This window comes from Rhodoferax sp. (genome assembly GCF_028715765.1).
Lineage (GTDB): Bacteria > Pseudomonadota > Gammaproteobacteria > Burkholderiales > Burkholderiaceae_C > Rhodoferax.
Map to the genome: position 1 here is coordinate 22401 of NZ_JAQURE010000015.1, position 25962 is coordinate 48362.

Sequence of the window (25962 nt, forward strand, 5' to 3'; positions counted from 1 at the left end):
CAGAGACTAATCTAGATTGATGAGTTTTGTAAAGTCAACTTTTCACCTTTAGACAGTCTATTGACACCCGTCAATCAAATGGCTGGCAATCATGGCTCGCCCGCATCATCTTGATTTTGAATCTGCACTTTCAATTTTTGACTGGCGTGAAAAGTGACCACACGACGCGCATGAATCGGAACACTTTCTCCGGTACGAGGGTTGCGGCCAGGTCGAGGCGCTTTGGTGCGTATCTGAAAATTCCCAAACCCTGTCACCTTGACATCTTCACCTGCTATCAATTTTTGTGCAATCAGGTCAAAAAAGGCTTCAACCATGTCTTTGGATTCACGCTTGTTCAAACCAATTTGATCAAACAACAAATCAGCCAAATGGGCTTTGGTGAGCGCATTGGTTTCCAATGAAACGACATTCATGTTCATAGAACTTTCTTTCTGAAGCGATTGAAAACCACGCTCAAACACGTTGCCTTGCACCTACTTTTTCTGTCAAGTTCGCCAGAACAGCAGCTACGGTGGTCTCGATTTGCTGCTCGGTCAAAGCCGTGTCTTCGGCGTTCAAGGTCAAACGCACAGCCATGCTCTTTTCAGCAGCTGTGGCCACGCTGCTGGCAGTTTCTGATGGTTTGGGGCGATAAATGTCAAACAGCACGGCGTCTTTCAGCAACCCAGCCGTGGGTGCCGAGCGGATGGCTTGCATCAAAGCGTCATGGGTGATTGACTCATTGACCATGACGGCAATGTCGCGCTCTACAGCTTGAAAACGGGGAACGTTTGAAAATTGAGGGATCTGCCGGCGCATGACCACATCCAAGTCAAGCTCAAACAAAACGGGCGTTTGCACCAAGTCGTAGGTTTGACGCCATTTAGGATGCAACTCGCCAACATAACCGATGGCCACACCTTCACAAATGACCTGCGCACAACGACCCGGGTGAAGCGCCGCATGCTGCGCAGGCTTGAACGTCAGGGAAATGGGCGCCATCAAGGCTTCCAAGTCGCCTTTGACATCAAAGAAGTCAACCGCACGCACCTTGCAACCCCACTCTGGCATGTCCACAGAGCCAGTGGCCAAACCTGACAGGCGCATGGGTTGGTCAAACCCTTGCACTGTTGTGTCTGTGTCACTCACAGTGGATGAGCGCAGAAAGACCCGACCAAGTTCAAAAACACGCACACGCTGCGCTTTTCGATCTAGGTTAAATTTCAAAACTTGGAGCAGCGACCCCAATAATGACGAGCGCATCACGCTCATTTGACTTGCAATTGGGTTGAGCAACCGAATCGGATTGGGGTTGCCAGCCAGCTCCTGCTCCCAACGCTCTTCAACAAAACTGAAATTGATGGTTTCTTGGTAGCCTAATGCTGCCAGTGCACGCCGCACGGTAAAAGTTGAGCGTTGGTTTTCTGGCCGGATTTTGGCCGTGATGGGCGCACAGGGCGGGGTTTGCGGCAGATTGTGATAGCCAATCATGCGCGCCACTTCTTCAATCAGATCTTCTTCAATTTGCAAATCAAAGCGGTAAGACGGTGCCGTCACATGCACCACACCCTCCCCTTCCGTGACCTGAAGCCCCAAACTCACGAGCGCTTTGGCGCACTGTGCTTGGGTCAAGGGCAAACCCAAAATTTTGGTGGCTCTGGCCACTCGTAAAGTGACTTGACGGGTAGCAGGCATGGCCACCTTTTGGTCATCTATGGGGCCGCAAACAGTTTGTGCGTTGCCACAAATCTCAAAAATCAGCTGTGTGATGCGTTCAATGTGCTCCACTGTCAACTCTGGATCAACACCTCGCTCAAAGCGATGACCGGCATCGGTTGAAAAATTAAAGCGCCTGGAACGCCCTGCAATGGCTTTGGGGAACCAAAACGCCGCTTCCACATAAATGTTTTGTGTGGTGTTAGACACTGCCGTGGCGTCGCCCCCCATGATGCCAGCCAGAGATTCGACAGCTACCGCGTCTGCAATCACACCCACCTGCTCATCGACCGTGACGGTGTTGCCGTTGAGCAATTTGATTTGCTCGCCCGCGCGACCCCAACGAACCTCAAGACCGCCTTTGATTTTGTCCAAATCAAAAATATGTGTAGGGCGCCCAAGCTCAAACATCACGTAGTTTGAAATATCCACCAAAGCCGACACACTGCGCTGTCCACAACGCGCAAGTTTTTCAACCATCCAAGCCGGTGTTTCGGCCTTGGGGTTGACCCCGCGTATCACACGCCCTGAAAACCGACCGCATAAATCGGGCGCACGCACCTGAACCGGCAGCACTTCGGTGATGGCACACACGGTTTTTGGAAATTCAAGCTGCTTCAAGGGTGCGTTGCTCAACGCAGACACTTCACGGGCAATGCCATACACACTTAGACAATGCGCCAAATTGGGGGTGAGTTTGAGTGTGAGCAAGGTGTCATCCAGCTGCAAATGATCACGGATGTTTTGACCCACAGGCGCCGAAGAGGCAAGTTCGAGCAAACCACCGTGCTCTTCTGAGAGTTGCAGTTCGCGCGCAGAGCACAACATGCCAAAACTTTCCACACCGCGCAACTTGCCCACTTTGATGCCAAAGGGTTTGCCGTCCTCACCGGGGGGCAATTGCGCCCCCACCAAGGCGCAGGGTACTTTGATCCCTTCCCTGGCGTTGGGTGCACCACACACAATGGTCAAAAGCTCTGCTTGCCCTACATCCACTTGGCAGACCCGCAACCGATCAGCATTGGGGTGCTGCTGAGTGGCCTTGATTTCACCCACCACAATGTGACTGAACGGGGGTGCCACAGGTTTGAGTTCTTCAACCTCTAAACCGGCCATGGTCAATGTTTCAGATAACTCAGCGGTACTCAAGGAGGGGTTGCAGAATTCGCGCAACCAAGATTCAGGAAATTGCATAGTCAATCCAACGGGTTCAGACAAGAAAACAAAGCAAGTGACAGCGCTCAGCGAAACTGAGATAAAAAGCGCAGATCACCATCAAAAAACAAGCGTAAATCGTTCACACCGTAACGCAACATGGTCAATCGATCAAAACCCATGCCAAAGGCAAATCCAATGTAACGCTCTGGGTCTAGCCCCATGTTGCGGATGACGTTGGGATGAACCTGACCGCTTCCAGCCACTTCCAACCAACGCCCAGCCAAGGTTCCACTAGGGAACTGAATGTCAATTTCAGCACTGGGTTCGGTGAATGGGAAAAAGCTGGGTCTGAAGCGCAGCACCAGGTCTGGGTTTTCAAAAAATGTGCGGCAAAAGTCGGTAAAGACAAATTTCAAGTCTTTGAAACTGATGTTTTCACCCACCCACAATCCTTCACACTGGTGAAACATGGGGGAATGGGTGGCGTCACTGTCCACGCGGTAAGTCCTGCCTGGCGCAATCACGCGAATTTCAGGCATGGCACCAGAAAACAAACCTTGGTTTGCCTGTGCGGGGTCAACCGCAGCACGGTGCTTCTTCACATGCTGCACAGCATGCCGAATTTGCATGGGACTGGTGTGTGTGCGCAAAAGGTTGGGGGCATGCGCTGAGCCACCTTCCACATAAAAAGTGTCGTGCATTGAGCGCGCGGGATGATCTTCAGGGGTGTTGAGCGCGGTGAAATTGAACCAGTCGGATTCAATTTCAGGCCCCTGTGCCACCTCAAAACCCATCGAGCCAAAAATCGACTCAATGCGCTCCAGCGTCAACGACACCGGGTGCAATCCACCGCTACCACGCTGACGGCCCGGAAGGGTCACATCAAGCGCTTCAGCTTGCAGCTGCGCTTGCAATTCTTGATCAGCCAAAGCTTGTCGGCGTGCATTGAGCGCGACTTCAATGCCCTGTTTGGCTACATTGATGGCAGCACCGCGCGTTTTCTTTTCCTCTACCGGCAAGGCAGCCAGCCCTTTCATCAGTTCGGTGATGCGGCCAGACTTACCCAAAAACAAAGCTTTGCTGTTTTCTAGTTCCGCCGGCGTAAGTGCCTTTTCAAAGGCCAAGCGAGCCATCTCGATGATAGAAGACAAATCGTTCATAAAAATTCTTGAAATGATAAATCCAAGGAAAAAGGGCTAGGGCTTTTTCAAGCTCTAGCCCTTATAAATAGTGCGTAAGTAGCTATTTATAATATAGCAAAAAACTCAAGCAGCCAGCTTGGCCTTGACCTGTGCCACGATGCCTGCAAATGCAGACATGTCATGAATAGCAATATCGCTCAAAACCTTGCGGTCAATCTCGATGCATGCTTTTTTCAAGCCGTTGGCAAACTGACTGTAAGTCATGCCGCATTGACGAGCAGCAGCATTGATACGGGCAATCCACAACTGACGGAACACACGTTTCTTTGTACGACGATCGCGGTAGGCGTATTGCCCAGCTTTCATGACCGCTTCTTTAGCGACCCGGAAAACATTACCACGACGACCACGGAAACCTTTTGCAAGGGCTAGAACTTTTTTGTGGCGGGCGCGAGCCGTTACACCACGTTTGACGCGAGGCATTGTGTTACTCCTTGTTCGTCGTTAATCAGAGACCACGGCAGGGCAACATTTGTGCCATGCGTCCCATATCGGTCTCATGAACAGCAGTTGCTCCACGCAAATGGCGTTTATTTTTGGTGGTCTTCTTGGTCAAAATGTGACGTTTGAAGGCTTGGCCGCGTTTAACGGTACCACCTGGACGGACGCGGAAGCGTTTCTTTGCCGCGCTTTTGGTCTTCATTTTGGGCATCTTCATGCTCCTTTTCATTGTGCTCGTGAGGCGTCTGCAAACACATTGCAGCCTTGATGGCCCCGAGCCACTTGGTACAGCAGGTTTCACCCCGCTGTGGATTGGGAAGCAACACACGTGTCATTTCCCAAAACTCGAATCAGGCTCAGGGTGTCTGAGCCGATTTAACTTTATGCGGTAACCGCACTGTCTGCCGAAGCAGATTTGACTGGCGCTGGTTTCTTTCGGCCTGGTGCAATCATCATGATCATCTGACGACCTTCGAGCTTAGGAAACTGCTCAACCACAATCAAATCAGCCAGTTCATCACGAATGCGATTCAGCAGCGCCATACCCAAGTCTTGGTGGGTAATTTCGCGACCGCGAAACCGCAGCGTGATTTTGCATTTATCACCCTCAGACAAAAAGCGCTTGATGTTGCGCATTTTGATGTTGTAGTCACCATCATCGGTACCAGGACGAAATTTAATTTCTTTGATTTCGATGACCGTTTGCTTGGCTTTGGCTTCAGCGGCCTTTTTTTGCTCTTGGTACTTGAATTTGCTGTAATCCATCAAACGACAAACTGGTGGCGTGGCGGTTGCCGCAATTTCCACCAAATCGACATCCAACTCACCCGCCATGCGCAGCGCTTCAGTCAAACTGACCACACCGAGGGGTTCATTTTCCACACCTGAGAGGCGAACCTCTGGCACCATGATTTCCCGATTCAATCGGTGTTTGCGTTCTTCGCGTTGACGGCGATCACGAAATTCGGTAGCGATGACTTAATCCTTCACAAAATTTGCCACATTCAAGTGGCTTCACTGCACAAAGCAACGCATGGTGAGAAATGTCGAAGAATCAAATGTTTGATTTTTTGGAAACATCAACCAACAATCTTTGAACAAAATCGTCAACTGACATCACTCCAAGGTCTTGACCACCCCGGGCGCGCACTGCAACAGCACCAGATGCCATTTCTTTGTCGCCAATCACGACCAAGTAAGGCACTTTCTGCATGGAATGCTCTCTTATTTTATACGTGATTTTCTCGTTTCTAAGGTCTAACTCAACCCTAAAGCCTTGATTTTGCAGCGTATTGGCGACGTTTTTGGCATATTCCACTTGTGCATCAGTGATGTTGAGCACTTTCACTTGCACCGGCGCCAGCCAACTCGGCAGTGCGCCTGCGGTTTCTTCAATCAAAATCCCGATAAAGCGCTCCAAACTTCCCACAATGGCGCGGTGCAACATCAGGGGGCGATGACGGGCGCCATCTTCGCCCACGTATTCCGCTTCCAAGCGCTCTGGCAGGTTGGGGTCGACTTGAATGGTGCCGCATTGCCATGGCCGGCCAATGGCATCTTTCAAGGTGTACTCGATTTTGGGGCCGTAAAAAGCACCTTCTCCGGGCAAATATTCAAAATCGCAGCCTGATGCGCGCAAGCCTTCAGCCAGCGCGTGTTCTGCCCTGTCCCAACTCTCTTCAGAACCAATGCGCTTTTCTGGCCGCGTTGACAATTTGTAAATGATCTTGGTGAAGCCAAAATCTTGATAAACCTTTTGCAGCAAGGTGGTAAATGCCACCACCTCGGATTGAATTTGATCTTCAGTACAAAAAATATGACCATCGTCTTGCGTGAAAGCACGCACCCGCATGATGCCGTGTAAACCGCCTGTGGGTTCATTGCGGTGGCATTGCCCAAACTCGCCTAGACGCAGCGGCAAATCACGGTAGCTTTTGATGCCCTGCTTAAAAATCAGAATGTGACCAGGGCAGTTCATCGGTTTCAACGCGTATTCACGTTTCTCACTCTCGGTGGTAAACATGTTTTCACGGTATTTGTCCCAGTGGCCCGTTTTTTCCCAAAGCCCTTTGTCCAGAATTTGGGGGCCTTTGACTTCCTGGTAGCCGTTGTCGCGGTAGACCTGGCGCATGTACTGCTCAACTTGCTGCCACAAGGTCCAGCCCTTGGGGTGCCAAAACACCGTGCCAGGCGAAAATTCATCAATGTGAAACAGGTCCAGTTCGCGCCCCAGCTTGCGGTGGTCGCGCTTTTCAGCTTCTTCCAGCATGGTCAAATGCTGCTGCAATTCGTCTTTGGTGGCCCAGGCTGTGCCGTAAATGCGTTGCAGCATTTCATTTTTATGGTCGCCACGCCAATAAGCACCGGCGAGTTTCATCAGCTTGAAATGCTTGAGCTTGCCAGTGCTGGGCACGTGTGGGCCACGACACAAATCTTCAAACGCGCCTTCGCGGTACAGGCTGACATCTTCGCCCGCAGGAATGCTACCAATGATCTCGGCCTTGTAATGCTCGCCAAGCCCTTTGAAATACGCCACAGCTTCATCACGCGGCAACACACGGCGCACCACGGGTTCGTCAAGTGCCGCAAGTGCTGCCATTTTTTTCTCAATGGTCGCCAAGTCGTCCAGGGTGAAGGGGCGCTTGAAGGAAAAGTCGTAGAAAAAACCGTGCTCAATCACCGGGCCGATGGTGACTTGCGCCTCGGGAAAAAGTGACTTCACCGCATAGGCCAACAAGTGCGCCGTCGAGTGACGAATGACTTCAAGCCCATCGGCATCTTTGGCGGTGATGATGGCTACCGAGGCATCTTTGTCAATCACAAAGCTGGTATCCACCACTTTGCCGTCCACCTTGCCAGCCAATGCAGCCTTGGCCAAACCTGCACCAATGGACAGAGCCACCTCTGCCACCGTGACGGAATGGGCATAGTCACGCTGCGAGCCATCTGGAAGAGTGATTTGAACCATGGTTTCTCTCAAAAATAAAACGCGTTTGAAAACAAAAAGCGCGGAACATGCCGCGCTTGAACTATGAAAAAAGTAGCTGCTTACGCAATATCAACGGCTTCTAGAAGCGCAATGAGTCATGTCAATTGTCATCATCACTCAAAACACCATCACATGACAACTAATCTTGGACATCATCAACAAGCCGATATTTTGAGTTTAACCGACCCGTTTACACCCCACTCACATGCGCCACCAACATGCAAAAGGGCTGGCGCCTCTTGCGAGAGTGCCAGCCCTGATCATCTCAAAACAGGTCAGTGGAACTGTTCTTCTTCGGTGGAGCCGGTCAAGGCGGTTACGCTGGATTTGCCACCTTGGATCACGGTGGTCACTTCGTCAAAGTAGCCGGTGCCCACTTCTTGTTGGTGTGACACAAAGGTGTAACCACGGTCACGCGCAGCGAATTCAGGCTCTTGCACGCGCTCCACATAGGCCGACATGCCGCGTTTGACGTAGTCTTGAGCCAAGTCAAACATGTTGTACCACATGGAGTGGATACCAGCCAAGGTGATGAACTGGTACTTGTAACCCATGGCACCGAGCTCTTTCTGGAACTTGGCAATGGTGGCATCGTCCAGGTTTTTCTTCCAGTTGAAGGATGGGCTGCAGTTGTAGGCCAGCAATTTGCCAGGGTGTTTGGCGCGCACAGCTTCGGCGAACTTGCGGGCAAATTCAAGGTCAGGGGTACCGGTTTCGCACCACACCAAGTCAGCGTAGTCAGCATAGGCCACGGCGCGGCTGATGGCTTGATCCAAGCCCTTGCGTGATTTGTAGAAGCCTTCTGCCGTGCGTTCTCCGGTCAGGAAAGGTTTGTCATTGGCATCGTAGTCGCTGGTCAACAGATCCGCAGCTTCGGCATCAGTACGGGCAATCACCAGTGTCGGCACGCCACACACGTCGGCAGCCATGCGAGCGGCCACCAGCTTTTGAATGGCTTCAGCGGTTGGCACCAACACTTTGCCACCCATGTGACCGCATTTCTTGACAGATGCCAACTGGTCTTCCCAGTGCACGCCTGCAGCACCGGCCTTGATCATGTTTTTCATCAATTCAAAACCGTTCAAGACACCACCAAAGCCCGCTTCAGCGTCAGCCACGATGGGTGCAAAGTTGTCGATGTAACCTTTGTCGCCCGCGTCAATGCCCTTGGAATGCTGAATTTCGTCGGCACGGCGGAAGGTGTTGTTGATGCGTTCGACAACGGTTGGCACTGAGCTGACGGCATACAGCGATTGGTCAGGGTACATGGCCATCGAGGTGTTGTTGTCTGCAGCCACTTGCCAGCCTGACAAGTAAATGGCTTTGACACCGGCTTTGACTTGTTGCATGGCTTGACCACCGGTCAGCGCGCCCAGGCAGTTGACATAGTCTTCAGTGTGCAGCAAGTTCCACAGCTTTTCTGCGCCACGACGAGCCAAAGTGTGCTCAATGGGGAAAGAGCCGCGCAAACGCACCACGTCTGCAGCGCTGTAACCGCGTTTGATACCCTTCCAACGTGGGTTGGTCGCCCAGTCTTTTTCCAAGGCGGCAATTTGCTGCTCGCGGGTCAAGGTTTCGGTGGTGTATGAAGGCATGAGATCACTCCTGAGTTGATGAAAAGGTGGGCTTGAAAAGCTTGTGTGCTTTGCTTGCCATGGCTCATATTTTAAGTCTTATAGAAGACTAAAGCCTGATCTTATGTCTTATACAAGACTATTTTTTTATACCTATAAATCAACAAGTTAGAAACAACTTATCTCTATGTGAAACTTTATTTCTTGAAATGGCAAGCAAAACACCTTTGTTGATCTCACTAAATCTCACAATATAAAAATGAAATTTTGCATAGCGAAATCAAAAAAGCAGCAAAGGGACGCAACACAGCTCACACCGGGCTGTCAATGCGGATCCAGGTGGTTTTTGTTTCGGTGTACTTGTCAAACGCGTGCAGCGATTTGTCACGCCCCACACCGCTTTGCTTGTAGCCACCAAACGGCACGGTGATGTCGTCCTCGTCGTACTGGTTCACATGCACTGTGCCAGCGCGCAAGGCACGCGCCACCCCATGGGCCTTGTTGATGTCACGCGTCCAGACCGCGGCTTGCAAGCCGTAAACGCTTTGATTGGCGGCCTTCACCACATCTGCGGTATCGGTAAAGCTCAGCACCGAGAGTACCGGGCCAAAGATTTCTTCGCGCGCAATGGTCATGTCTGCCGTCACACCCGCAAACAGTGTGGGTTGCACGTAGCAGCCACCAGCGACTGGCATCACTCGCTGCCCCCCGGCCAACAGGCTGGCACCTTCGGACTGCCCCAGACCGATGTAACGCATGACATTGTTCAACTGCGTCTCGTCCACGATGGCACCCATCACCGTGGCAGCATCCAAAGGGTTGCCTGGTGCGTAGCTGGGCATCAAGGCCACGGCACGCTCCAAAAATGCCTCACGAATTGAGGCCTCGACAAACAGCCGAGAAGGTGCGTTGCAACTCTCACCCTGGTTAAAAAAGATGCTACCCACCGAGGCGGCCACCGCTTTGTCCAGGTCGGGGCAATCGGCAAACACAATGTTGGGGGACTTGCCTCCCAACTCAGTCCAGGCACGCTTTAAATTGCTTTGCCCGGCCATCACATGGATTTGCTTGCCCACACGGGTAGAGCCTGTGAAGGCAATGCAATCCACATCCATGTGCAAGGCCAACGGGCTGCCTGCTTCAGGACCAAAACCGGGCACCACGTTGAACACACCGGGCGGCAAACCAGCTTCTAGCGCCAGCTCAGCCAAACGCAGCGCCGTCAAGGGTGATTTTTCGCTGGGCTTCAGCACCACCGAATTGCCAGCCGCCAAGGCTGGGGCAATCTTCCAGGCGGCCATGATCATCGGGTAATTCCAGGGCACGATGACACCCACCACCCCCATGGGCTCGCGCGTAATCAACGCCAAGGCGGTGGCTGCTGTGGGGGCAATTTCGTCATAGATTTTGTCCACGGCCTCGCCGTACCAGCGCAAACAATTGGCTGCACTGTTGACATCAACCGCGCGGGAGTACTTGATGGGTTTGCCCATGTCAAGCGTTTCCATCAAGGCCAATTCATCGGCGTGCGCCAACAGTTGGTCGGCAAACTTGATCATCACCCGCTTGCGTGCTGCAGGTGCCATGCCTGACCAGCGACGGTCTTCAAACGCAGTGCGCGCTGCCGCCACAGCGGCATCCACATCGGCTTGCGCACCACGTGACACCTGAGCCAGCAGCCGGCCATCCACAGGAGAAATACAGTCAAATGTAAGACCCGTTTGCGCCGATACACGCAGGCCGTTGATCACCGCACGACCGTCATAAATTGAATTTGACATGGTAAATTACTTAAAAAATGTAGCTACTCACGCTTATTCCATAAGCGCTGGAGGCCTAAAAAGCATGTAACTTATTTGATGGACAGAGCGGCTAACTCAGCACGAGTTGCTGCGGCAATTTCACGCTCGCGCATGCGCGTTTGACGCGCCACCCAAACGCTGTAAGCGATGACGACCACCGTGACAGACACAATGAGCAAGGTGGCAGCGGCATAAATGGTGGGGTTGATGCCGCGGCGAGCATAGCCAAAAATCACTTGCGGCAAGGTGTTGACGCCTGGCCCTGACAAAAACTCGGCAATCACCACATCATCAAAAGATAACGTGAACGCCAGCAAATAAGCAGCAAACACAGCTTGCATGATGTTTGGCATGGTGATCAAAAAGAACACCTGAAACGGCTTGGCACCCAAGTCCATGGCGGCCTCTTCAATGGCGTGATCCATCTCCAACAAGCGCGACTGCACCACCACCATGCCATAGGCCATGCCCAGCAAGGTGTGACCCAACACAATGGTCAACATGCCGCGCTGCGGCCAACCAAAGGCGTTTTGCACCCCCACCATCAATAACAGCAGCGACAAGCCAATCACCACCTCAGGCATCACCAGCGGCGCATTCACCATGCCTGAGAACAGAGTTCGACCACGGAAACGCCGATAACGCACCAAGACAAAAGCTGCAAAAGTGGCCAGCACCGCAGAGGCCACGCCCGCCAAAGTGGCCACTTTGACGGACAGCCAAAAGCCTTCGACAATTTTGGTGTCGCGCGTCAAGGCCTCGTACCAACGCCACGAAAAACCGGTAAAAACCGCATCTTGGCGCGTGCTGTTGAATGAAAACACCATCATGAACAACAGTGGCAGGTACAAGAACAAAAAGGTTAACCCCAGCCAGGCTTTGCCAAAGTACCGGTACAGAAACGCTCTCATGGTCTGCTCCCTTAGGTTTTAGCCTGCGCCGGTTCGGCGGTGTAGTGGTAATACAAGGCCAAGGGCACCACAATCAAACCAATCATCACCACCGCCAATGCCGTGGCGCGCGGCCAGTTGTTGCTGGTGAACATTTCATCCCACACCACCCGGCCAATCATGATGTTTTCAGGTCCACCCAGCAGTGAGGGAATCACAAACTCGCCCACCGCCGGAATGAACACCAACATAAACCCCGCAACGATGCCAGCTTTGGACAGCGGCACAGTGATCAGCCAAAACGCTTTCAGGGGCGTGGTGCCCAGGTCGTAAGCTGCTTCAAGCAGCCGAAAATCCATCTTGACCAAATTGGCATACAGCGGCAGCACCATGAACGGCAAGTACACATAGGTCATACCCACCAACATCGACACATCGGTATAGAGCATTTGAATGGGCTCGGCAATCAAGCCCAGCGCCATCAGCAGCTGGTTGACAACCCCTTGGTCGGCCAAAATGCCCTTCCAGGCGTAGACCCGAAGCAAAAACGACGTCCAAAACGGCAGCATCACCATCATCAGCAAGGCCGGGCGCACACTGGGCTTGGATCTGGCAATGAAATATGAAAACGGGTAACCAATCAGCAAACACAACACCGCGGTGCACAAGGCATAGCCGATGGAGCGCACATAGGCTTCGATGTAGATGGTCTGAAACCACGCGCCATCGTCTGTTGCCCTGAAGATTGACCCATAGTTTTCGTATTTGAGCTTGAGCAAGCCCGTGGTGGTGTCCCAAATCGGTTTGAACGGCGAAATGTCGTTGCCCATGTCAACAAAGCTGATGTAGAGCAAAATCAAAAAAGGGAGCAAGAAAAACACCACCAGCCAGGTATAAGGCACGCCGATAACGAAACGGCGACCCGGTGCAGCCCAAAAATGTGCCATGCCTCAAGCTCCTTAGTTGCGCAACAGAACGGCGTCGGTGTCGTCCCACCAAAAATACACGTCGTCCTCCCAGGTGATGTCAAGCAAGTCCAGGTGAGAGCCATTGGGCTCAGTGATCTTGACCCGAACACCACCCGAAGTCACCACAATGTAAGTGTTGTAAGACCCGAAATAAGCAATTTCTTTGACCCGGCCATGAAACAGGTTGTGGCTGACGTTGTGCGGTGCCTGCTTACCAATGCTCACCTTCTCCGGGCGCACCGCCATCGCCACGGGCATGCCCAATGTGCCACTCACGCTGTGCCCCACATGCATTTCTCCAATGGGGGTCTGAGCCGCGCAATGGTCGGGCTCGTCAACGCTGAGCTTGCCCTCAAACAAATTCACACTGCCAATGAAATCGGCGACAAAACGGTTCGAGGGGTATTCATACACCTCTTGCGGCGAGCCCACTTGCTGCACCCGCCCTTTGCTCATGACGGCAATGCGCCCGGCCATGGTCATGGCTTCTTCTTGGTCGTGCGTGACCATGACACAGGTCACGCCCACTTTTTCAATGATGTTGACCAGTTCAAACTGGGTTTGCTCGCGCAGCTTCTTGTCGAGTGCGCCCAATGGCTCGTCCAACAACAGCACTTTGGGGCGTTTGGCCAAACTGCGTGCCAACGCCACCCGCTGTTGCTGTCCGCCAGAGAGTTGATGCGGCTTGCGCTTGGCATAGGGGGTGAGTTGCACCAGGTCAAGCATTTCACCCACCCGCTGCCTGATCTCGGCGCCCGGCAAGCCCTCGCGCTTCAAACCAAACGCGATGTTTTCCCAAATATCCAGGTGCGGAAACAGGGCATAGCTTTGAAACATCATGTTGAACGGGCGCTCGTAAGGCGCCAGCGACGCCACATCTTGCCCACTGAGCAAAATGCGCCCTGAGGTGGGCGTCTCGAACCCCGCCAACATGCGCAGCAAGGTGGACTTGCCGCAGCCAGAGCTGCCCAGCAAGGCAAAAATTTCACCCTGCTTGATGGACAAGTTCACCTCATCCACAGCCACTGCTTCATCAAAGCGCTTGACCAGTTTTTCGGTCACCAGGTAGTCGTTTTTAGGATTCACATCAGCCATGGTGCCGCCTTCTGTACTCATTCAAAACATAAAAAAGGCTGTTTATACGCAGCGTACAAACAGCCTGATGGTCGACCTTAAAGAGCCTTACTTGCCCTTTTTAAAGCCGTTATAGACCGTGGACATGGCCTCACGGGCTTCGTTGCTGAAGCTCGACGGTGCAATCATCTTGGCCATGTAGTCGGCTTCCACAAAAATAGACTTGTTGCCGGCAATTTCAGGCTTGATCTTGTCCATGGCGGCCTTGTTGGCGGTGGGGTAACCCATGTCGTTGGCCATGGCCGCTGCGTTTTCAGGGCGCAGGTAAAAGTCGATGAAGGCCGCCGCGTTGTTGGGGTGTTTGGCATCTTTGGTGATGGCCATGGTGTCAAAAAAGATCAACGCACCGGTCGATGGCAACAACGATTCGATCACGTCTTTGGACTTGTTCTCGGTGGCACGTGCAGCGGCTTGGTTGATGTCGCCTGACCAGCCAATCGCCACGCAGGCTTTGCCACCGGCAATGTCGTCAATCATGGTGGAGCTGAAAATACGCACGTCTTTGCGCACCTTGGCCAGCATATCTGCAGCCAGTTTGTAGTCAGCCGGGTCATTGGAATAAGCATCTTTGCCAATGTAGTGCAAAGCCACCGGGATGATCTCGGTGGGCGAATCCAGGTACGCAATGCCGCAAGACTTCAGCTTGGACGTGTATTCAGGCTTGAACACCAGGTCCCAGGCGTTCTCTGGCATGGGCAGCTTGCCCAAGGCTTTGGTGACTTTGGCTTTGTTGATGCCCACGGTGGTAAAGCCCCAAGCCCATGGCACCAGATGTTTGTTGTCTGGGTCGGTGTTTTTGGCCAGTGTGGCCATGATGGGCGCGTCCAGATTGGCCAGGTTTTTGATTTTGGCTTTGTCCAGCGGCTGGAACATGCCGCCTTCAATTTGCGGTTTGGCAAACACACTGCCGGGCACCACGATGTCGTAACCGGTGTTGCCTGCCACCAGCTTGGCGTGCAGGGCTTCGTTGGTCTCGAAGGTGTCGTAGTTGACCTTGATGCCAGACTCTTTCTCGAACGCGGCAATCATGCCCTCGGGCACGTAGTCGGGCCAGTTGTAAATGTTGAGCACTTTCTCTTCAGCAGGCACGGGGGCAGGTGCCGGGGCGCTGACCACCGGTGCCGGCGCAGCCACTGGTGCCGGAGGCGGTTCTTTTTGACCGCAGCCAGCCAAAACCACCGCAGACAGTGCAAATGACCAAAGGTACTTTTTCATCATAAAAAACTCCGTTAAAGAGAAAACCACATAAGGGAAGCTGAGTTTAAACCTAGGGACACTTAGCAATAATCACGCCAATGAAAACACTAAAAAAGCTCACAGCGAGCCTTTTTGGGTCAACTCTTGCAGCGTGAAATCCAGCGCCTGGCGCACCAAGCGCATCATTTCGTCGATGTCGGCGTGCGTCATGATCAAGGGCGGTGCAATGATCATGCGGTCGCCTACCGCCCGCATGATCAGGCCGTTGTCAAAACAATGGCGCCGGCAAATCATGACCACACCCAGGTGCTCGGCAAAGCGCTCACCGGTGGCCTTGTTTTTAACCAACACCAAACCGGCCGTGAAACCACAGGTTTCAGCCAAGCCCACCAGCGGATGACTGGCAATGGCTTCAAAGCACTGCGCCAAATAGGGCGCCAAGTCGGTTTTGACACGCTGTGGCAATTGCTCACGCTCCATCAAGTCCAAATTGGCCAGCGCCACCGCACAGGCCACCGGGTGCCCGCTGTAGGTGTAGCCGTGGTTGAACTCGCCGCCCTGCTCGATCAACACTTTGGCCACACGGTTGCCCACCAGCACGCCTCCAAGCGGGATGTAACCGCTGGTGACGGCCTTGGCAAACGTCACCAAATCGGGTTTGTAGCCAAATTTTTCATAGGCAAACCAATGTCCCAGGCGGCCAAAGGCACAAATGACCTCGTCGCTGATGAGCAAGATGCCATATTTGTCCACAATGCGCTGGATTTCTGGCCAATAGGTGGCTGGGGGAATGATCACACCGCCCGCGCCCTGAATCGGCTCGGCAATGAACGCGGCCACGCGCTCAGGCCCCAGAGCCAATATCTTGTCTTCCAGCCAGCGCGCAGCGCGCAGGCCAAATTCGTCCGCGGTTTCGCCGGGCAAACCGTTCTCAAAAAAATACGGCTGCTCGATGTGGGTGATGTTGGGAATGGGCAAATCGCCCTGCGCATGCATGCCGCTCATGCCCCCCAGCGACGCACCCGCCATGGTGCTGCCGTGGTAGGCGTTTTTGCGGCTGATGATGACCTTGCGCTGGGGTTGCCCCAGCAAGTCCCAGTAGCGGCGCACCATGCGCACGTTGGAGTCGTTGCTCTCAGAGCCGCTGCTGGAGTAAAACACATGCTCAAAGCTGCGGTCGCCCACGCGGGGTGCGAGCGAGGCCAGCTTGGCGGCCAGCTTGACCGCAGGCACGTTGGTGGTCTGGAAAAAACTGTTGTAAAAGGGCAGTGTCATCATCTGGTCAAACGCCGCCTGCGCCAGGGCTTGGCGGCCATAGCCGGCGTTCACACACCACAAGCCACTCATGGCGTCAAGGATTTTGTGGCCCTCAGAGTCCCAAATGTAGATGCCTTCAGATTTGACAATCACCCGCGCACCCCGGCTGGCCAAGTCGCCATGGTCGGTGAACGGATGCATGAAGTGGGCACTGTCCAAGGCCTGAATGTCTTGGGTGTTGAGCGTGGCGGTGACGGGGTTTGATGTCATGGAAGATTCCTCAATTTATATAAGAAATTGGCCTCTATCGCTTATTAAATAAGCATGAGTAGCTATACATGTAATAGCAGATGTTCGCGTTCCCATGGCGAGATGACTTTCATGAACTCGTCAAATTCAAGCTCTTTGATTTCTGAATACACGGTGATGAACTCTTTGCCCAGCACTTCATGCAACTCTGACTCGCGGCGCAACCAGTCAAGCGCCTCACCCAAGCTGCGTGGCAAGGCGTAGGGCGATAAATACGCATCACCTTTCATCTCGGCCTTGGGTTTGATCTTGTTTTTGAGCCCCAAATAACCACAGGCCAGCGTCATGGCCAGCGCCACATAGGGGTTGGCATCGGCACCAATCACGCGGTTTTCTACGCGGCGCGCAGCGGGTGACGAAATGGGCGAGCGAATGCCCACCGTGCGGTTGTCGTAACCCCACTCAATGTTGATGGGCGCCGCGGTGTTGCGGCTCAAACGCCGGTAGCTGTTCACGTAGGGCGCCACCAGCACCATGGCGGCAGGAATGTAGCGCTGCAAGCCACCGATGTAATGCATGAAGGCCTCTGAGGGTGTGCCATCTTCATTGCTGAAGATATTTTTGCCGGTGGCTTTGTTCAAAATGCTTTGGTGCACATGCATGGCGCTGCCCGGCTCGCCGGCAATCGGTTTGGCCATGAAAGTGGCGTACATGTCGTGGCGCAGCGCCGATTCACGCACCGTGCGCTTGAAGAAGAACACTTCGTCAGCCAAACCCAGGGGTTCTGCGTGAAAGAAATTGATCTCCATTTGCCCCGCGCCAATTTCATGGATCAGGGTGTCGACGTTGAGCTCCATCTTGTCGGAGTAGTCATAAATTTCTTCAAACAGCGGGTCAAACTCGTTGACCGCATCAATGCTGTAAGCCTGGCGCGAGGTCTCGGCCCGGCCACTGCGGCCAATCGGGGCTTTGAGCAGGGTGTTGGGGTCGGTGTTGCGGGCGGTCAGGTAAAACTCCAGCTCTGGCGCCACGATGGGCTGCAGCCCCTCTGCCGCAAACAGGTCACACACTTTGCGCAGCACGGTGCGCGGGGCAAACGGCACCAGGTTGCCTTGGTGGTCAAAGCAGTCGTGAATCACCTGCGCCGTGGGGTCGGTGGCCCAGGGCACGATGCGCACCGTGCTCGGGTCCGGGCGCAGTTGCATGTCTTTGTCGGTGGGGTCGATCACATCGTAGTAAGGCCCGCTTTCGGGAAACTCGCCGGTCACCCCCATCGCCACCACCGACTGCGGCAAGCGCATGCCACGGTCTTCGGTGAACTTGACACGCGGCAAAATTTTGCCCCGCGCCACACCCGTCAAGTCAGGCACCAGACACTCCACTTCTGTCACCCGTCGGTCATTGAGCCATTGCTCCAAATCATTGAAAGTCATTGATTTTTTATCGTTCATAAAGCACTCCAGAGGCAAACCAGGGCAAAACGCCAGCTTGTCCATGGCTCATTGTGGTGGGCAAATTGGTTCACAATCAGAGCCATTTAAAGCAAATACAGGGTGCCACTTGGGCATCACCCCAAACCATGCTATCTGAACTTTTACTCAGCGAGATTGAGGGGCTCAAGCCACACAACACCTGGCCGCTGCACCGCCTGCTGTACGAGGCCGTGCGCCGCACCCTGCTCAGCGGCAAATTGCACGCGGGCGAACGACTGCCTTCCAGCCGTGAGCTGATGCACGACCTTGGCCTGTCGCGCAACACGGTGGTTGCGGCGCTGAACCAGTTGGCGGTGGAGGGCTACCTGGTCAGCCGGGTCGGCAGTGGCACGTTTGTGAACCCCGACCTGCCGCACGTGAACCCAGCGCGCACCAGATCGGCACCGCTGCAGCTTGAGAAGCTGTCACGACGCGGCCACGCACTGAGCCACACTTTTTGCGCCGCTGATCTGGAGGTGCAACCCTTTACCCCTGGCCTGGCTGACTTCAGTGCTTTCCCGGTGGCACTTTGGCAGCGCCTGCAAAACAAACACTGGCGCATGACCTACCCCGACATGTTGGACTACAGCAGCGCGGGGGGGTATGGGCCTTTGCGCCGCGCCATCACCGACTATTTGCGTGTCTCGCGCAGCGTGCCGGTGGATGTAGAGCAAGTCATTGTGACCAGCGGCACCCAGGAGTCTTTGGGTTTGTGCGCCCAACTGCTGGCCGACCCGCATGACACCGTGTGGCTGGAAGATCCGGCTTATTGGGGAGCTGTCAAGGCCTTCATGGCCACCGGCTTGCAGGTGCATGGCATTGCGGTTGACGACCAAGGCATGGCACCGCTGGCGGCGGACAACGCCACACCACCCAAACTGATTTATGTCACCCCCTCGCACCAATACCCCACCGGCGCAGTGATGTCATTGGCGCGCCGCCACCAGCTGTTGGCCTTGGCACGCCAACACGCAGCCTGGGTGCTGGAAGACGACTACGACAGTGAATTCCGCTTCAGTGGCCCCCCCATTTCATCGCTGGCGGGGCTCGATACCCACAGCCAAGTGCTCTACATGGGCTCTTTTTCCAAGGTGCTGTACCCCGGCCTCAAACTGGGCTACCTGGTGGTGCCCAAAAGCTTGGCAGCAGCCTTCAAACGCGCCCATTACGACCTGAACCGCCCCGGCCAAATGCCAGTGCAGGCAGCACTGGCAGAGTTCATTGACATGGGGCACTTTGCCAGCGCCTTGCGCAAAGCCCGGCAAAGCTACAACCAACGCCGCCAATGTTTGCTCCATGCCCTGCAACCCTGCCTGGGTGAGCAGGCGCACATCACGGGTGCCGAGCAAGGTTTGCACCTGTGCCTGCGTTTGCCGACATGGGTGGATGACAAAGCGCTGGCACAGCACATGCGCCAGGCCGGGTTGGTGGTGCGGCCGCTGTCAGCTTATTGCCTGCAACGCCAAGACTTGCGTGGCTTGGTCATTGGCTACGGCTACGCACCGCTGGCCAGCATTGAACGCTTTGGGCCTGACGTGGCGCAGTGGCTCAAACAAACGCTTCGGTCAAGTCTTCAACCGTGTATCTGACCCGAAACGACTGACGTCGAACAGTGGTCACAGCCAAACCAAAACCAAAACCAAAGTGTCAGTACAAGGCTTTGCGTAACTCTGCCACGCGTTTGGCAATAGCGGTCCGGTCAGGGTAGCGCCCTGATGTGGCTTCTTTTTGGGTATTGGCCAGGTAGGTATCCAAGTCTTCCAAGGCATGACCCACACAGCCCGCCTCGGCTTGAGCCAGCCCACGGTCACGGTACAGAGTCCACTCTTGAGGCAGCAGCACAATGAGCCGATCCAGCACCGCAATCAAGCGCGTCCAGTCCTCTTGCGCGGCGTGAATTTCTTTCAGGTTGTGCAACATACGCGCAATGATGTCGCGTGGCGTTGCCGCCTGCAGGTACAAGCCCAAGGGCACTTCCAGCTCGCCATCGAGCCCATGGGGTTGCCGGTAGGGTTCAACGCGCTCCGCCAATTGCTCACGACTGAGCGATTGGCCATTGAGGGGGTCAATCACCACCTGCCCCTCAGTCAAATGCACTTTGACCAAAAAATACCCCGGGAAGGCCACGCCACGCACCTTCAGGCCCACGCCCTGCGCCAGCTCCAGCCAGATCACCGCCATGGAGATCGGTATCGCCAGCCGGGTGCGCAGCACCACATGGACATAGCTGTTGTCGGGATCGGTGAAATGGTTGAAGTTGCCCGCAAAGTTGAGGTCGCGGTACAAAAACTGGTTGAGCGCTCGCAACCGTTGCAACGAGCCGGCATCAGCGGGAATGCGACGCTGCAGCCGCGCCAGCAATTGATCCACATCGCCCAGGGCTTGCTGCACATTCAAATCAGGGTATTCGTCTTGCCCCAGGGTAATGGCGGCCTCCAGCAGCGGAAAGTCTGCATCGGCCTGCACCAAGGCGGCAAAGTACTCGAGAGGCGTTGGCACGTTCAAACTGAGGTTCATGCTTTTATTGTGACAGGGACAGAACCGACCTGGTTTCTGCTGTCAACGCCGAATCAGCTGCTTGAGCTTCAAGCCAGTCGCCATCAAAGCTACAAAATAAATAGCTACTGACGCAATCAATACAAGCGCCAGAAGCCAAATTCTCTTAAAACTTTCAACACGCAAGCCGACCCAATCGACACTTGAATTGGCCCAAGTCAAAAACACGGCGAGCAAGGCACTGGCGGCCAGCACCTGCAAACCAAACACCCCCCAGCCCGCAAGTGGTTTGTAGCTGCCACGCTTGAGCAAGCCCAGCAACAACCACAATGCATTGACCATGGCACCGATGCCAATCGACAAGGTCAATGCGGCATGGGCAAACACCGGCACCAAAAAGACATTCAAAATTTGTGTCACCACCAGCACCAGCACCGCCACTTTCACCGGCGTTTGGGTGTCCTGGTTGGCGTAGTAGCCTGGCGCCAACACCTTCAGTGCCACCAAACCAACCAAGCCCACCCCCCAGCCCATCAGCGCATAGGTCACCATGCGGACATCCACCTCAGTCATGGCGCCATAGTGGTAGAGCACCGCCACCAAAGGGGTTGGAAACACCAACAATGCCACGGCACAGGGCACCGAGAGCGCCACCACCAGCCGCAAACCCCAGTCCAGCATGGCAGAGTATTTGGCCGCATCGTTGCTGGCGCGCGCCCCGGCCAGTTGCGGCATCAGCACCACACCCAAAGCCACGCCCAGCATGGCGGTGGGGAATTCCATCAGCCGGTCGGCATAGGTGATCCAGCTCACGCTGCCGGGTGCCAAGTGCGAGGCAATTTGGGTGTTGATCAACATCGACAGATGCGCCACGCTCACACCCAGCAGCGCAGGCCCCATCAAGCGCAAAATTTTTTGGGTGTCCGAATCCGCCCAAGCCAGCTTCAACGCTGACCACCGCCAAGCCAACCGAGGCTGCAGCTTGAGTTGCTTCAAACCCAGCCATTGCATTGAGAGTTGCAACACGCCCCCCAGCAACACACCACCAGCCAAGGCATAAATAGGCTCCCAACCCATGGACTTGAACCACGGCGCCCCCAACCACGCCGCGCCAATCATGCAAATGTTCAACAGCACCGGGGTAGCAGCAGGCAAGGCAAACCGTTTCCATGTATTGAGCACACCCGCCCCCAAAGCCACCAACGACATGAATGCAATGTAGGGAAACATCCAGCGCGTCAGCACCACAGCCACGTCAAAACCACGTGGGTCTTGCTGCAATCCGCTGGCCATGACCCACACCAAGCCACCGGCGCCCAGCACCCCGAGCACACTCAACCCCAGCAACGCCCAGGCCAGCACGGTCGCCACATGGTCAATCAAGCGCCTAGTTGCCTCTTCACCCCGCTGCGCTTTGCTGGCAGCCAGCACCGGAATAAAGGCTTGGCTGAAGGCGCCTTCACCAAACAGGCGCCGGAACAAATTTGGAATGCGAAAGGCCACATTGAACGCATCGGTGATGGCTGAAGCGCCAAACGTAGACGCAATCAGCAGTTCACGCGCCAAGCCGGTGACGCGTGACAACAAAGTCAACAAAGAAACGATGGATGCAGATTTGAAAAGGCTCACGCGCCGAAGTGTAGCTGTGCGGCACCAGGTCTTTGGACACTGCTAGAATCGCAGGCTTTGCTGACAACATCCACAGACTCAAGGAACACACATCATGGCATCTGGAAAACCCAAGAAAAAGAACCCCCGCCTGGCCTCAGGCCGTAAACGCGTCCGTCAAGACGTCAAAATCAACGCAGCCAACACATCGCTGCGTTCCAAATACCGCACCGCGGTGAAAAATGTGGAAAAAGCAGTGTTGGGCGGCGACAAAGCCAAAGCTACCGAACTGTTTGCCAAAATGCAAGCGGTGGTTGACACCGTGGCTGACAAAGGCATCTTCCACAAAAACAAAGCCGCTCGCGACAAGAGCCGTTTGTCTGCCAAGGTGAAAGCATTGGCACTCTCTGCAGCCGCAGCCGCCTGATTCACCAGGCAACATCGCACGAACCTGAGATTTTTCAGGTTCGCCGTTTGTAACGGGTGCGCTGTCAGCAAAAAGCAAAAAGGCCGTCCAGTGGACGGCCTTTTTGCTTTGGCACATTTGTTATGCGCCAACGGGAGCTGGGTTTCAATGTTTGTGATGACTTTGATGGGGTGCAGGCGGCTCGCCATGGTGCACTTGAAGCTCGTTGTCTTTGGCAAAACCCATGACAAAGTCCCAAGCCATCACGTTGTGGCTGCGCAAGTCTTCGTGCACGATCACACTGCGGATGTTGTTCACACTGGTTGGCACGCACCAGGGTGAGTAACTCAAATGTTTGCCATGCGCCTGTCCGCCCGGACGAAACTGACTCATCACCCCGGCCAGCCGTTCAGCCCAATCACTGGGACGGAAAGTGCGGCCAGCTTGCGTGATGCCCAGGATGTAAACTTTTTTTGAAGTGTGCGTAACCATCGGATAGAGGTTGGTTGATGCCTGTCAGCGGGTGGTGACAAAGCGTCTTTATTCTAGTCTCATCTTATGTCTTATACAAGACTTACAAGGCCCAATGGACTTGCTCGACACCGGCATACTTTGCCCATGGCGGCCTCTTCAAGCGGTGATTTGAAGCGTCTAAAATCATTGTTCAACGGCTCAACCTGCGTTGAGCCGCTTTGTTTTTTGCCAGTATCGAAAAACTTCTGAAAGTCAATTCATCATGACCGCCCAACGCCCTTTGATCGAAGCCAGTTCACCGCACGTGATGAACACCTATGGCCGTTTGCCCATGGCACTCAGTCATGGGCAGGGTTGCCGCGTTTGGGATGTCAATGGCAAGTCCTACCTGGACGCTTTGGGCGGTATTGCTGTCAACACCCTGGGGCACAACCATGCCAAGTTGGTGCCAGCTTTACAAGACCAGATCAGCAAGCTGATTCACAGCTGCAATTACTACCACGTCCCGTTGCAAGAGGCGCTGGCCAAAAAACTGGTTGAACTCTCTGGCATGACCAATGTGTTTTTTTGCTCAACTGGATTGGAGGCGAATGAAGCCGCTCTCAAATTGGCGCGCAAATTTGGTCATGACAAAGGCATTGCACGCCCTGAGATTGTGGTGTTTGAGAAAGCCTTTCATGGCCGCAGCATTGCCACCCTCAGCGCCACCGGCAACCCCAAAGTTCAACAAGGCTTTGAGCCGCTGGTGGAAGGGTTTATTCGCATTCCCATCAATCACATTGACAGCTTGAAAAATGCCACTGAAGGCAACCCCAACGTGGTGGCCGTGTTTTTTGAAGCCATTCAGGGTGAAGGCGGCGTGAACCCGATGCACCTCGACTATTTGCGAGAAGTACGCGCCCTGTGCAACGAGCGTGACTGGCTGATGATGATTGATGAAGTGCAATGCGGCATGGGGCGCACTGGCAAATGGTTTGCCCACCAATGGGCAGGCGTTGTGCCAGACGTGATGCCTTTGGCCAAGGGCTTGGGCTCGGGTGTGCCGGTAGGTGCGGTGGTGGCAGGCCCCAAAGCCGCCCACATTTTTCAGCCAGGCAACCATGGCACCACTTTTGGCGGCAACCCGCTGGCCATGCGCGCGGGCGTGGAAACCATCCGCATCATGGAAGAAGAAGGTTTACTTGACAACGCGGCACGCGTTGGGCAAAGGCTAAGCCAAGGTTTGAAAACGGCTTTGGCAGCAGAACTGAGCCGTGGCACAGTGCGCGAAATACGTGGTCAAGGGCTGATGATCGGCGTGGATTTGGCCAAACCCTGTGGGGCGCTGGTGCAACAGTGTGCCAACCAGGGCTTATTGATCAGCGTCACCGCCGACACCGTGATTCGGCTGGTCCCCCCGCTGATCATGACCGAGGCCGAGGCCGATGAGGTGGTGCGTATTTTGTGCCCACTGGTTCAGCAGTTGCTGGCAGCCTAAGTCACCCTCCATTTATCAAAAACACAATCCATCATGAGCACGTTACAGCATTACCTGCAATTTACTGACCTTACCGCCAGCCAGTACGCCTATTTGTTTGACCGTGCCTCGTTGATCAAAAAGAAATTCAAGGCCTACGAAAAACACCAGCCCTTGGTCGATCGCACCCTGGCCATGATTTTTGAGAAAGCCTCTACCCGCACCCGTGTGAGTTTCGAGGCTGGCATGTACCAAATGGGCGGCAGTGTGGTGCACCTGACCACAGGCGACAGCCAGTTGGGGCGTTCTGAACCCATTGAAGACAGCGCCAGAGTCATCAGCCGCATGACCGACCTGGTGATGATTCGCACCTTTGAGCAAACCAAAATCGAACGCTTTGCCGCGCATTCACGCGTGCCCGTCATCAACGGTTTGACCAACGAATTTCACCCCTGCCAGATCATGGCCGACATCTTCACGTTCATTGAGCACCGTGGCTCTATTCAAGGCAAAACGGTGGCCTGGGTAGGTGATGGCAACAACATGGCCAACACCTGGTTGCAAGCGGCCAAGCTGCTTGACTTCAAGGTCAACGTGAGTACCCCTCAGGGCTATGAAGTTGATGAAAAAATAGCCGTTAGCGCAGGTGGTATCAGCTCAGATCACTACCAAAGCTATAGCAATCCATTGGCTGCTTGCCAAGATGCCGACTTGGTGACCACCGATGTCTGGACCAGCATGGGATATGAAGCTGAAAACGAGGTGCGTCGCCAAGCCTTTGCGGCGTGGCGCGTCACAGCAGAGATGATGGCTGCTGCCAAACCCAACGCCTTGTTCATGCACTGCCTGCCTGCGCACCGGGGCGAAGAAGTGGATGCGGATGTGATTGATGGCGCGCAAAGCGTGGTCTGGGATGAAGCTGAAAACCGCATGCATGTGCAAAAAGCCTTAATGGAATACCTGCTGTTGGGGCGGCTGTCTTAAGTTTTGCGCGTGGTGAATTTCCCCTCTGTGATGACCGATTGCACCACCTGCGGAGCCTGCTGTGCCAGTTTTCGGGTTGACTTCTCGCGCCATGAGGTCGACGATGCCGGCGGCCAAGTGCCCCAAGGACTCACGGTAGAGGTCAACGCCACGACCTGCCGCATGCGTGGCACCGACCATCAACCCGTGCGCTGCGCCGCGTTGACGGGTCAGCTGGGTCATCAAGTGGCCTGTGGTATTTACGAATGGCGCCCGTCACCTTGCCGTGAATTTGCTCAAGGCAGTGAGGCCTGCCATCAGGCTCGCAGGCGCCGCGCCATTGCATAGGAGACTTTCAACCGACATGGACAACAACAAAGATCCCAAATTTTGGCGCCTATTGGTCAAACTCTTTTTGGGTGCAGTGGCATTGATTGCTTTTTTTGGCCTGGGTCTTTATTACACCGCCAAATACAACACTTATGCACCAGAAGGACCCCCCCCAGACAGCTCATGGGGCATCAGCAC

General features: G+C 54.5%; 23 protein-coding genes. 5 read left to right on the forward strand and 18 right to left on the reverse strand.

The features are described 5' to 3' along the window. Positions 1-89 precede the first annotated feature (89 nt). From PHT20_RS07195 to PHT20_RS07265, 15 genes are all read right to left on the reverse strand, one after another. On the reverse strand, positions 90-422 hold the full coding sequence (locus PHT20_RS07195; RefSeq protein ID WP_301020012.1) for an integration host factor subunit alpha: 333 nt from the start codon (positions 420-422) through the stop codon (positions 90-92). Between the two features lie 34 nt (positions 423-456). Further along, complete coding sequence (gene pheT / locus PHT20_RS07200; RefSeq protein WP_301019987.1) at positions 457-2892, reverse strand: phenylalanine--tRNA ligase subunit beta; 2436 nt, start codon at positions 2890-2892, stop codon at positions 457-459. 47 nt (positions 2893-2939) lie between these two features. After that, positions 2940-4016, reverse strand: a complete 1077-nt coding sequence (pheS, locus tag PHT20_RS07205) for a phenylalanine--tRNA ligase subunit alpha (protein WP_301019988.1) — start codon at positions 4014-4016, stop codon at positions 2940-2942. Between the two features lie 105 nt (positions 4017-4121). Next, positions 4122-4481 (reverse strand): 50S ribosomal protein L20, encoded by a 360-nt coding sequence (gene rplT / locus PHT20_RS07210; protein WP_300086730.1) that lies wholly within the window; start codon positions 4479-4481, stop codon positions 4122-4124. A gap of 25 nt (positions 4482-4506) precedes the next feature. Then, a complete protein-coding gene (gene rpmI, locus PHT20_RS07215) occupies positions 4507-4710 on the reverse strand; it encodes a 50S ribosomal protein L35 (RefSeq protein ID WP_078366696.1) in 204 nt (67 codons plus the stop codon). A 170-nt stretch (positions 4711-4880) separates the two neighbouring features. Next, positions 4881-5474, reverse strand: coding sequence for a translation initiation factor IF-3 (infC, locus tag PHT20_RS07220; protein ID WP_301020013.1), 594 nt, complete (start codon positions 5472-5474; stop codon positions 4881-4883). Positions 5475-5553: 79 nt separating this feature from the next. After that, positions 5554-7467 (reverse strand): threonine--tRNA ligase, encoded by a 1914-nt coding sequence (thrS, locus tag PHT20_RS07225; protein WP_301019989.1) that lies wholly within the window; start codon positions 7465-7467, stop codon positions 5554-5556. Positions 7468-7763: 296 nt separating this feature from the next. After that, complete coding sequence (aceA, locus tag PHT20_RS07230) at positions 7764-9083, reverse strand: isocitrate lyase (protein ID WP_300087881.1); 1320 nt, start codon at positions 9081-9083, stop codon at positions 7764-7766. A 290-nt stretch (positions 9084-9373) separates the two neighbouring features. Beyond that, on the reverse strand, positions 9374-10843 hold the full coding sequence (locus tag PHT20_RS07235; protein WP_301019990.1) for an aldehyde dehydrogenase: 1470 nt from the start codon (positions 10841-10843) through the stop codon (positions 9374-9376). A 71-nt stretch (positions 10844-10914) separates the two neighbouring features. Next, positions 10915-11775: an ABC transporter permease subunit gene (locus tag PHT20_RS07240; protein WP_301019991.1), complete on the reverse strand. Its 861-nt coding sequence runs from the start codon at positions 11773-11775 to the stop codon at positions 10915-10917. 11 nt (positions 11776-11786) lie between these two features. Further along, on the reverse strand, positions 11787-12701 hold the full coding sequence (locus PHT20_RS07245) for an ABC transporter permease subunit (RefSeq protein ID WP_301019992.1): 915 nt from the start codon (positions 12699-12701) through the stop codon (positions 11787-11789). A gap of 12 nt (positions 12702-12713) precedes the next feature. Further along, complete coding sequence (gene potA, locus PHT20_RS07250) at positions 12714-13817, reverse strand: polyamine ABC transporter ATP-binding protein (protein ID WP_301019993.1); 1104 nt, start codon at positions 13815-13817, stop codon at positions 12714-12716. 87 nt (positions 13818-13904) lie between these two features. Then, positions 13905-15074: an extracellular solute-binding protein gene (locus PHT20_RS07255; RefSeq protein ID WP_301019994.1), complete on the reverse strand. Its 1170-nt coding sequence runs from the start codon at positions 15072-15074 to the stop codon at positions 13905-13907. Between the two features lie 96 nt (positions 15075-15170). Continuing rightward, positions 15171-16580 (reverse strand): aspartate aminotransferase family protein, encoded by a 1410-nt coding sequence (locus PHT20_RS07260; protein ID WP_301019995.1) that lies wholly within the window; start codon positions 16578-16580, stop codon positions 15171-15173. Positions 16581-16642: 62 nt separating this feature from the next. Next, the gene (locus PHT20_RS07265) at positions 16643-18010 is read right to left on the reverse strand and encodes a glutamine synthetase family protein (protein ID WP_300086638.1); all 1368 of its coding nucleotides are present in this window, start codon (positions 18008-18010) and stop codon (positions 16643-16645) included. Positions 18011-18138: 128 nt separating this feature from the next. Here PHT20_RS07265 and PHT20_RS07270 point away from each other — a divergent pair, with 128 nt between their 5' ends. Then, on the forward strand, positions 18139-19620 hold the full coding sequence (locus tag PHT20_RS07270) for a PLP-dependent aminotransferase family protein (protein WP_301019996.1): 1482 nt from the start codon (positions 18139-18141) through the stop codon (positions 19618-19620). A 58-nt stretch (positions 19621-19678) separates the two neighbouring features. On the opposite strand, the gene PHT20_RS07275 is transcribed toward PHT20_RS07270, so the two are convergent. Next, on the reverse strand, positions 19679-20548 hold the full coding sequence (locus PHT20_RS07275) for a transglutaminase-like domain-containing protein (protein WP_301019997.1): 870 nt from the start codon (positions 20546-20548) through the stop codon (positions 19679-19681). Between the two features lie 42 nt (positions 20549-20590). Next, the gene (murJ, locus tag PHT20_RS07280; RefSeq protein WP_301019998.1) at positions 20591-22156 is read right to left on the reverse strand and encodes a murein biosynthesis integral membrane protein MurJ; all 1566 of its coding nucleotides are present in this window, start codon (positions 22154-22156) and stop codon (positions 20591-20593) included. Between the two features lie 94 nt (positions 22157-22250). On the opposite strand from murJ, the gene rpsT reads away from it, so the two are divergent. Further along, positions 22251-22562 carry a 30S ribosomal protein S20 gene (gene rpsT, locus PHT20_RS07285; protein ID WP_301019999.1) on the forward strand — a complete coding sequence of 104 codons (312 nt, stop codon included), beginning with the start codon at positions 22251-22253 and terminating at the stop codon, positions 22560-22562. A gap of 144 nt (positions 22563-22706) precedes the next feature. Here the strand turns inward: rpsT and PHT20_RS07290 are convergent, their stop codons facing one another. Then, the gene (locus PHT20_RS07290; protein WP_300086652.1) at positions 22707-23033 is read right to left on the reverse strand and encodes a DUF3579 domain-containing protein; all 327 of its coding nucleotides are present in this window, start codon (positions 23031-23033) and stop codon (positions 22707-22709) included. A gap of 244 nt (positions 23034-23277) precedes the next feature. On the opposite strand from PHT20_RS07290, the gene PHT20_RS07295 reads away from it, so the two are divergent. From PHT20_RS07295 to PHT20_RS07305, 3 genes are read left to right on the forward strand one after another with little or no spacing between them, the layout of a single operon-like run. Then, on the forward strand, positions 23278-24492 hold the full coding sequence (locus tag PHT20_RS07295; protein WP_301020000.1) for an aspartate aminotransferase family protein: 1215 nt from the start codon (positions 23278-23280) through the stop codon (positions 24490-24492). 33 nt (positions 24493-24525) lie between these two features. Next, positions 24526-25455 carry an ornithine carbamoyltransferase gene (gene argF, locus PHT20_RS07300; RefSeq protein WP_300086658.1) on the forward strand — a complete coding sequence of 310 codons (930 nt, stop codon included), beginning with the start codon at positions 24526-24528 and terminating at the stop codon, positions 25453-25455. Positions 25456-25485: 30 nt separating this feature from the next. Next, complete coding sequence (locus PHT20_RS07305) at positions 25486-25782, forward strand: YkgJ family cysteine cluster protein (RefSeq protein ID WP_300086667.1); 297 nt, start codon at positions 25486-25488, stop codon at positions 25780-25782. Positions 25783-25962 lie beyond the last annotated feature (180 nt).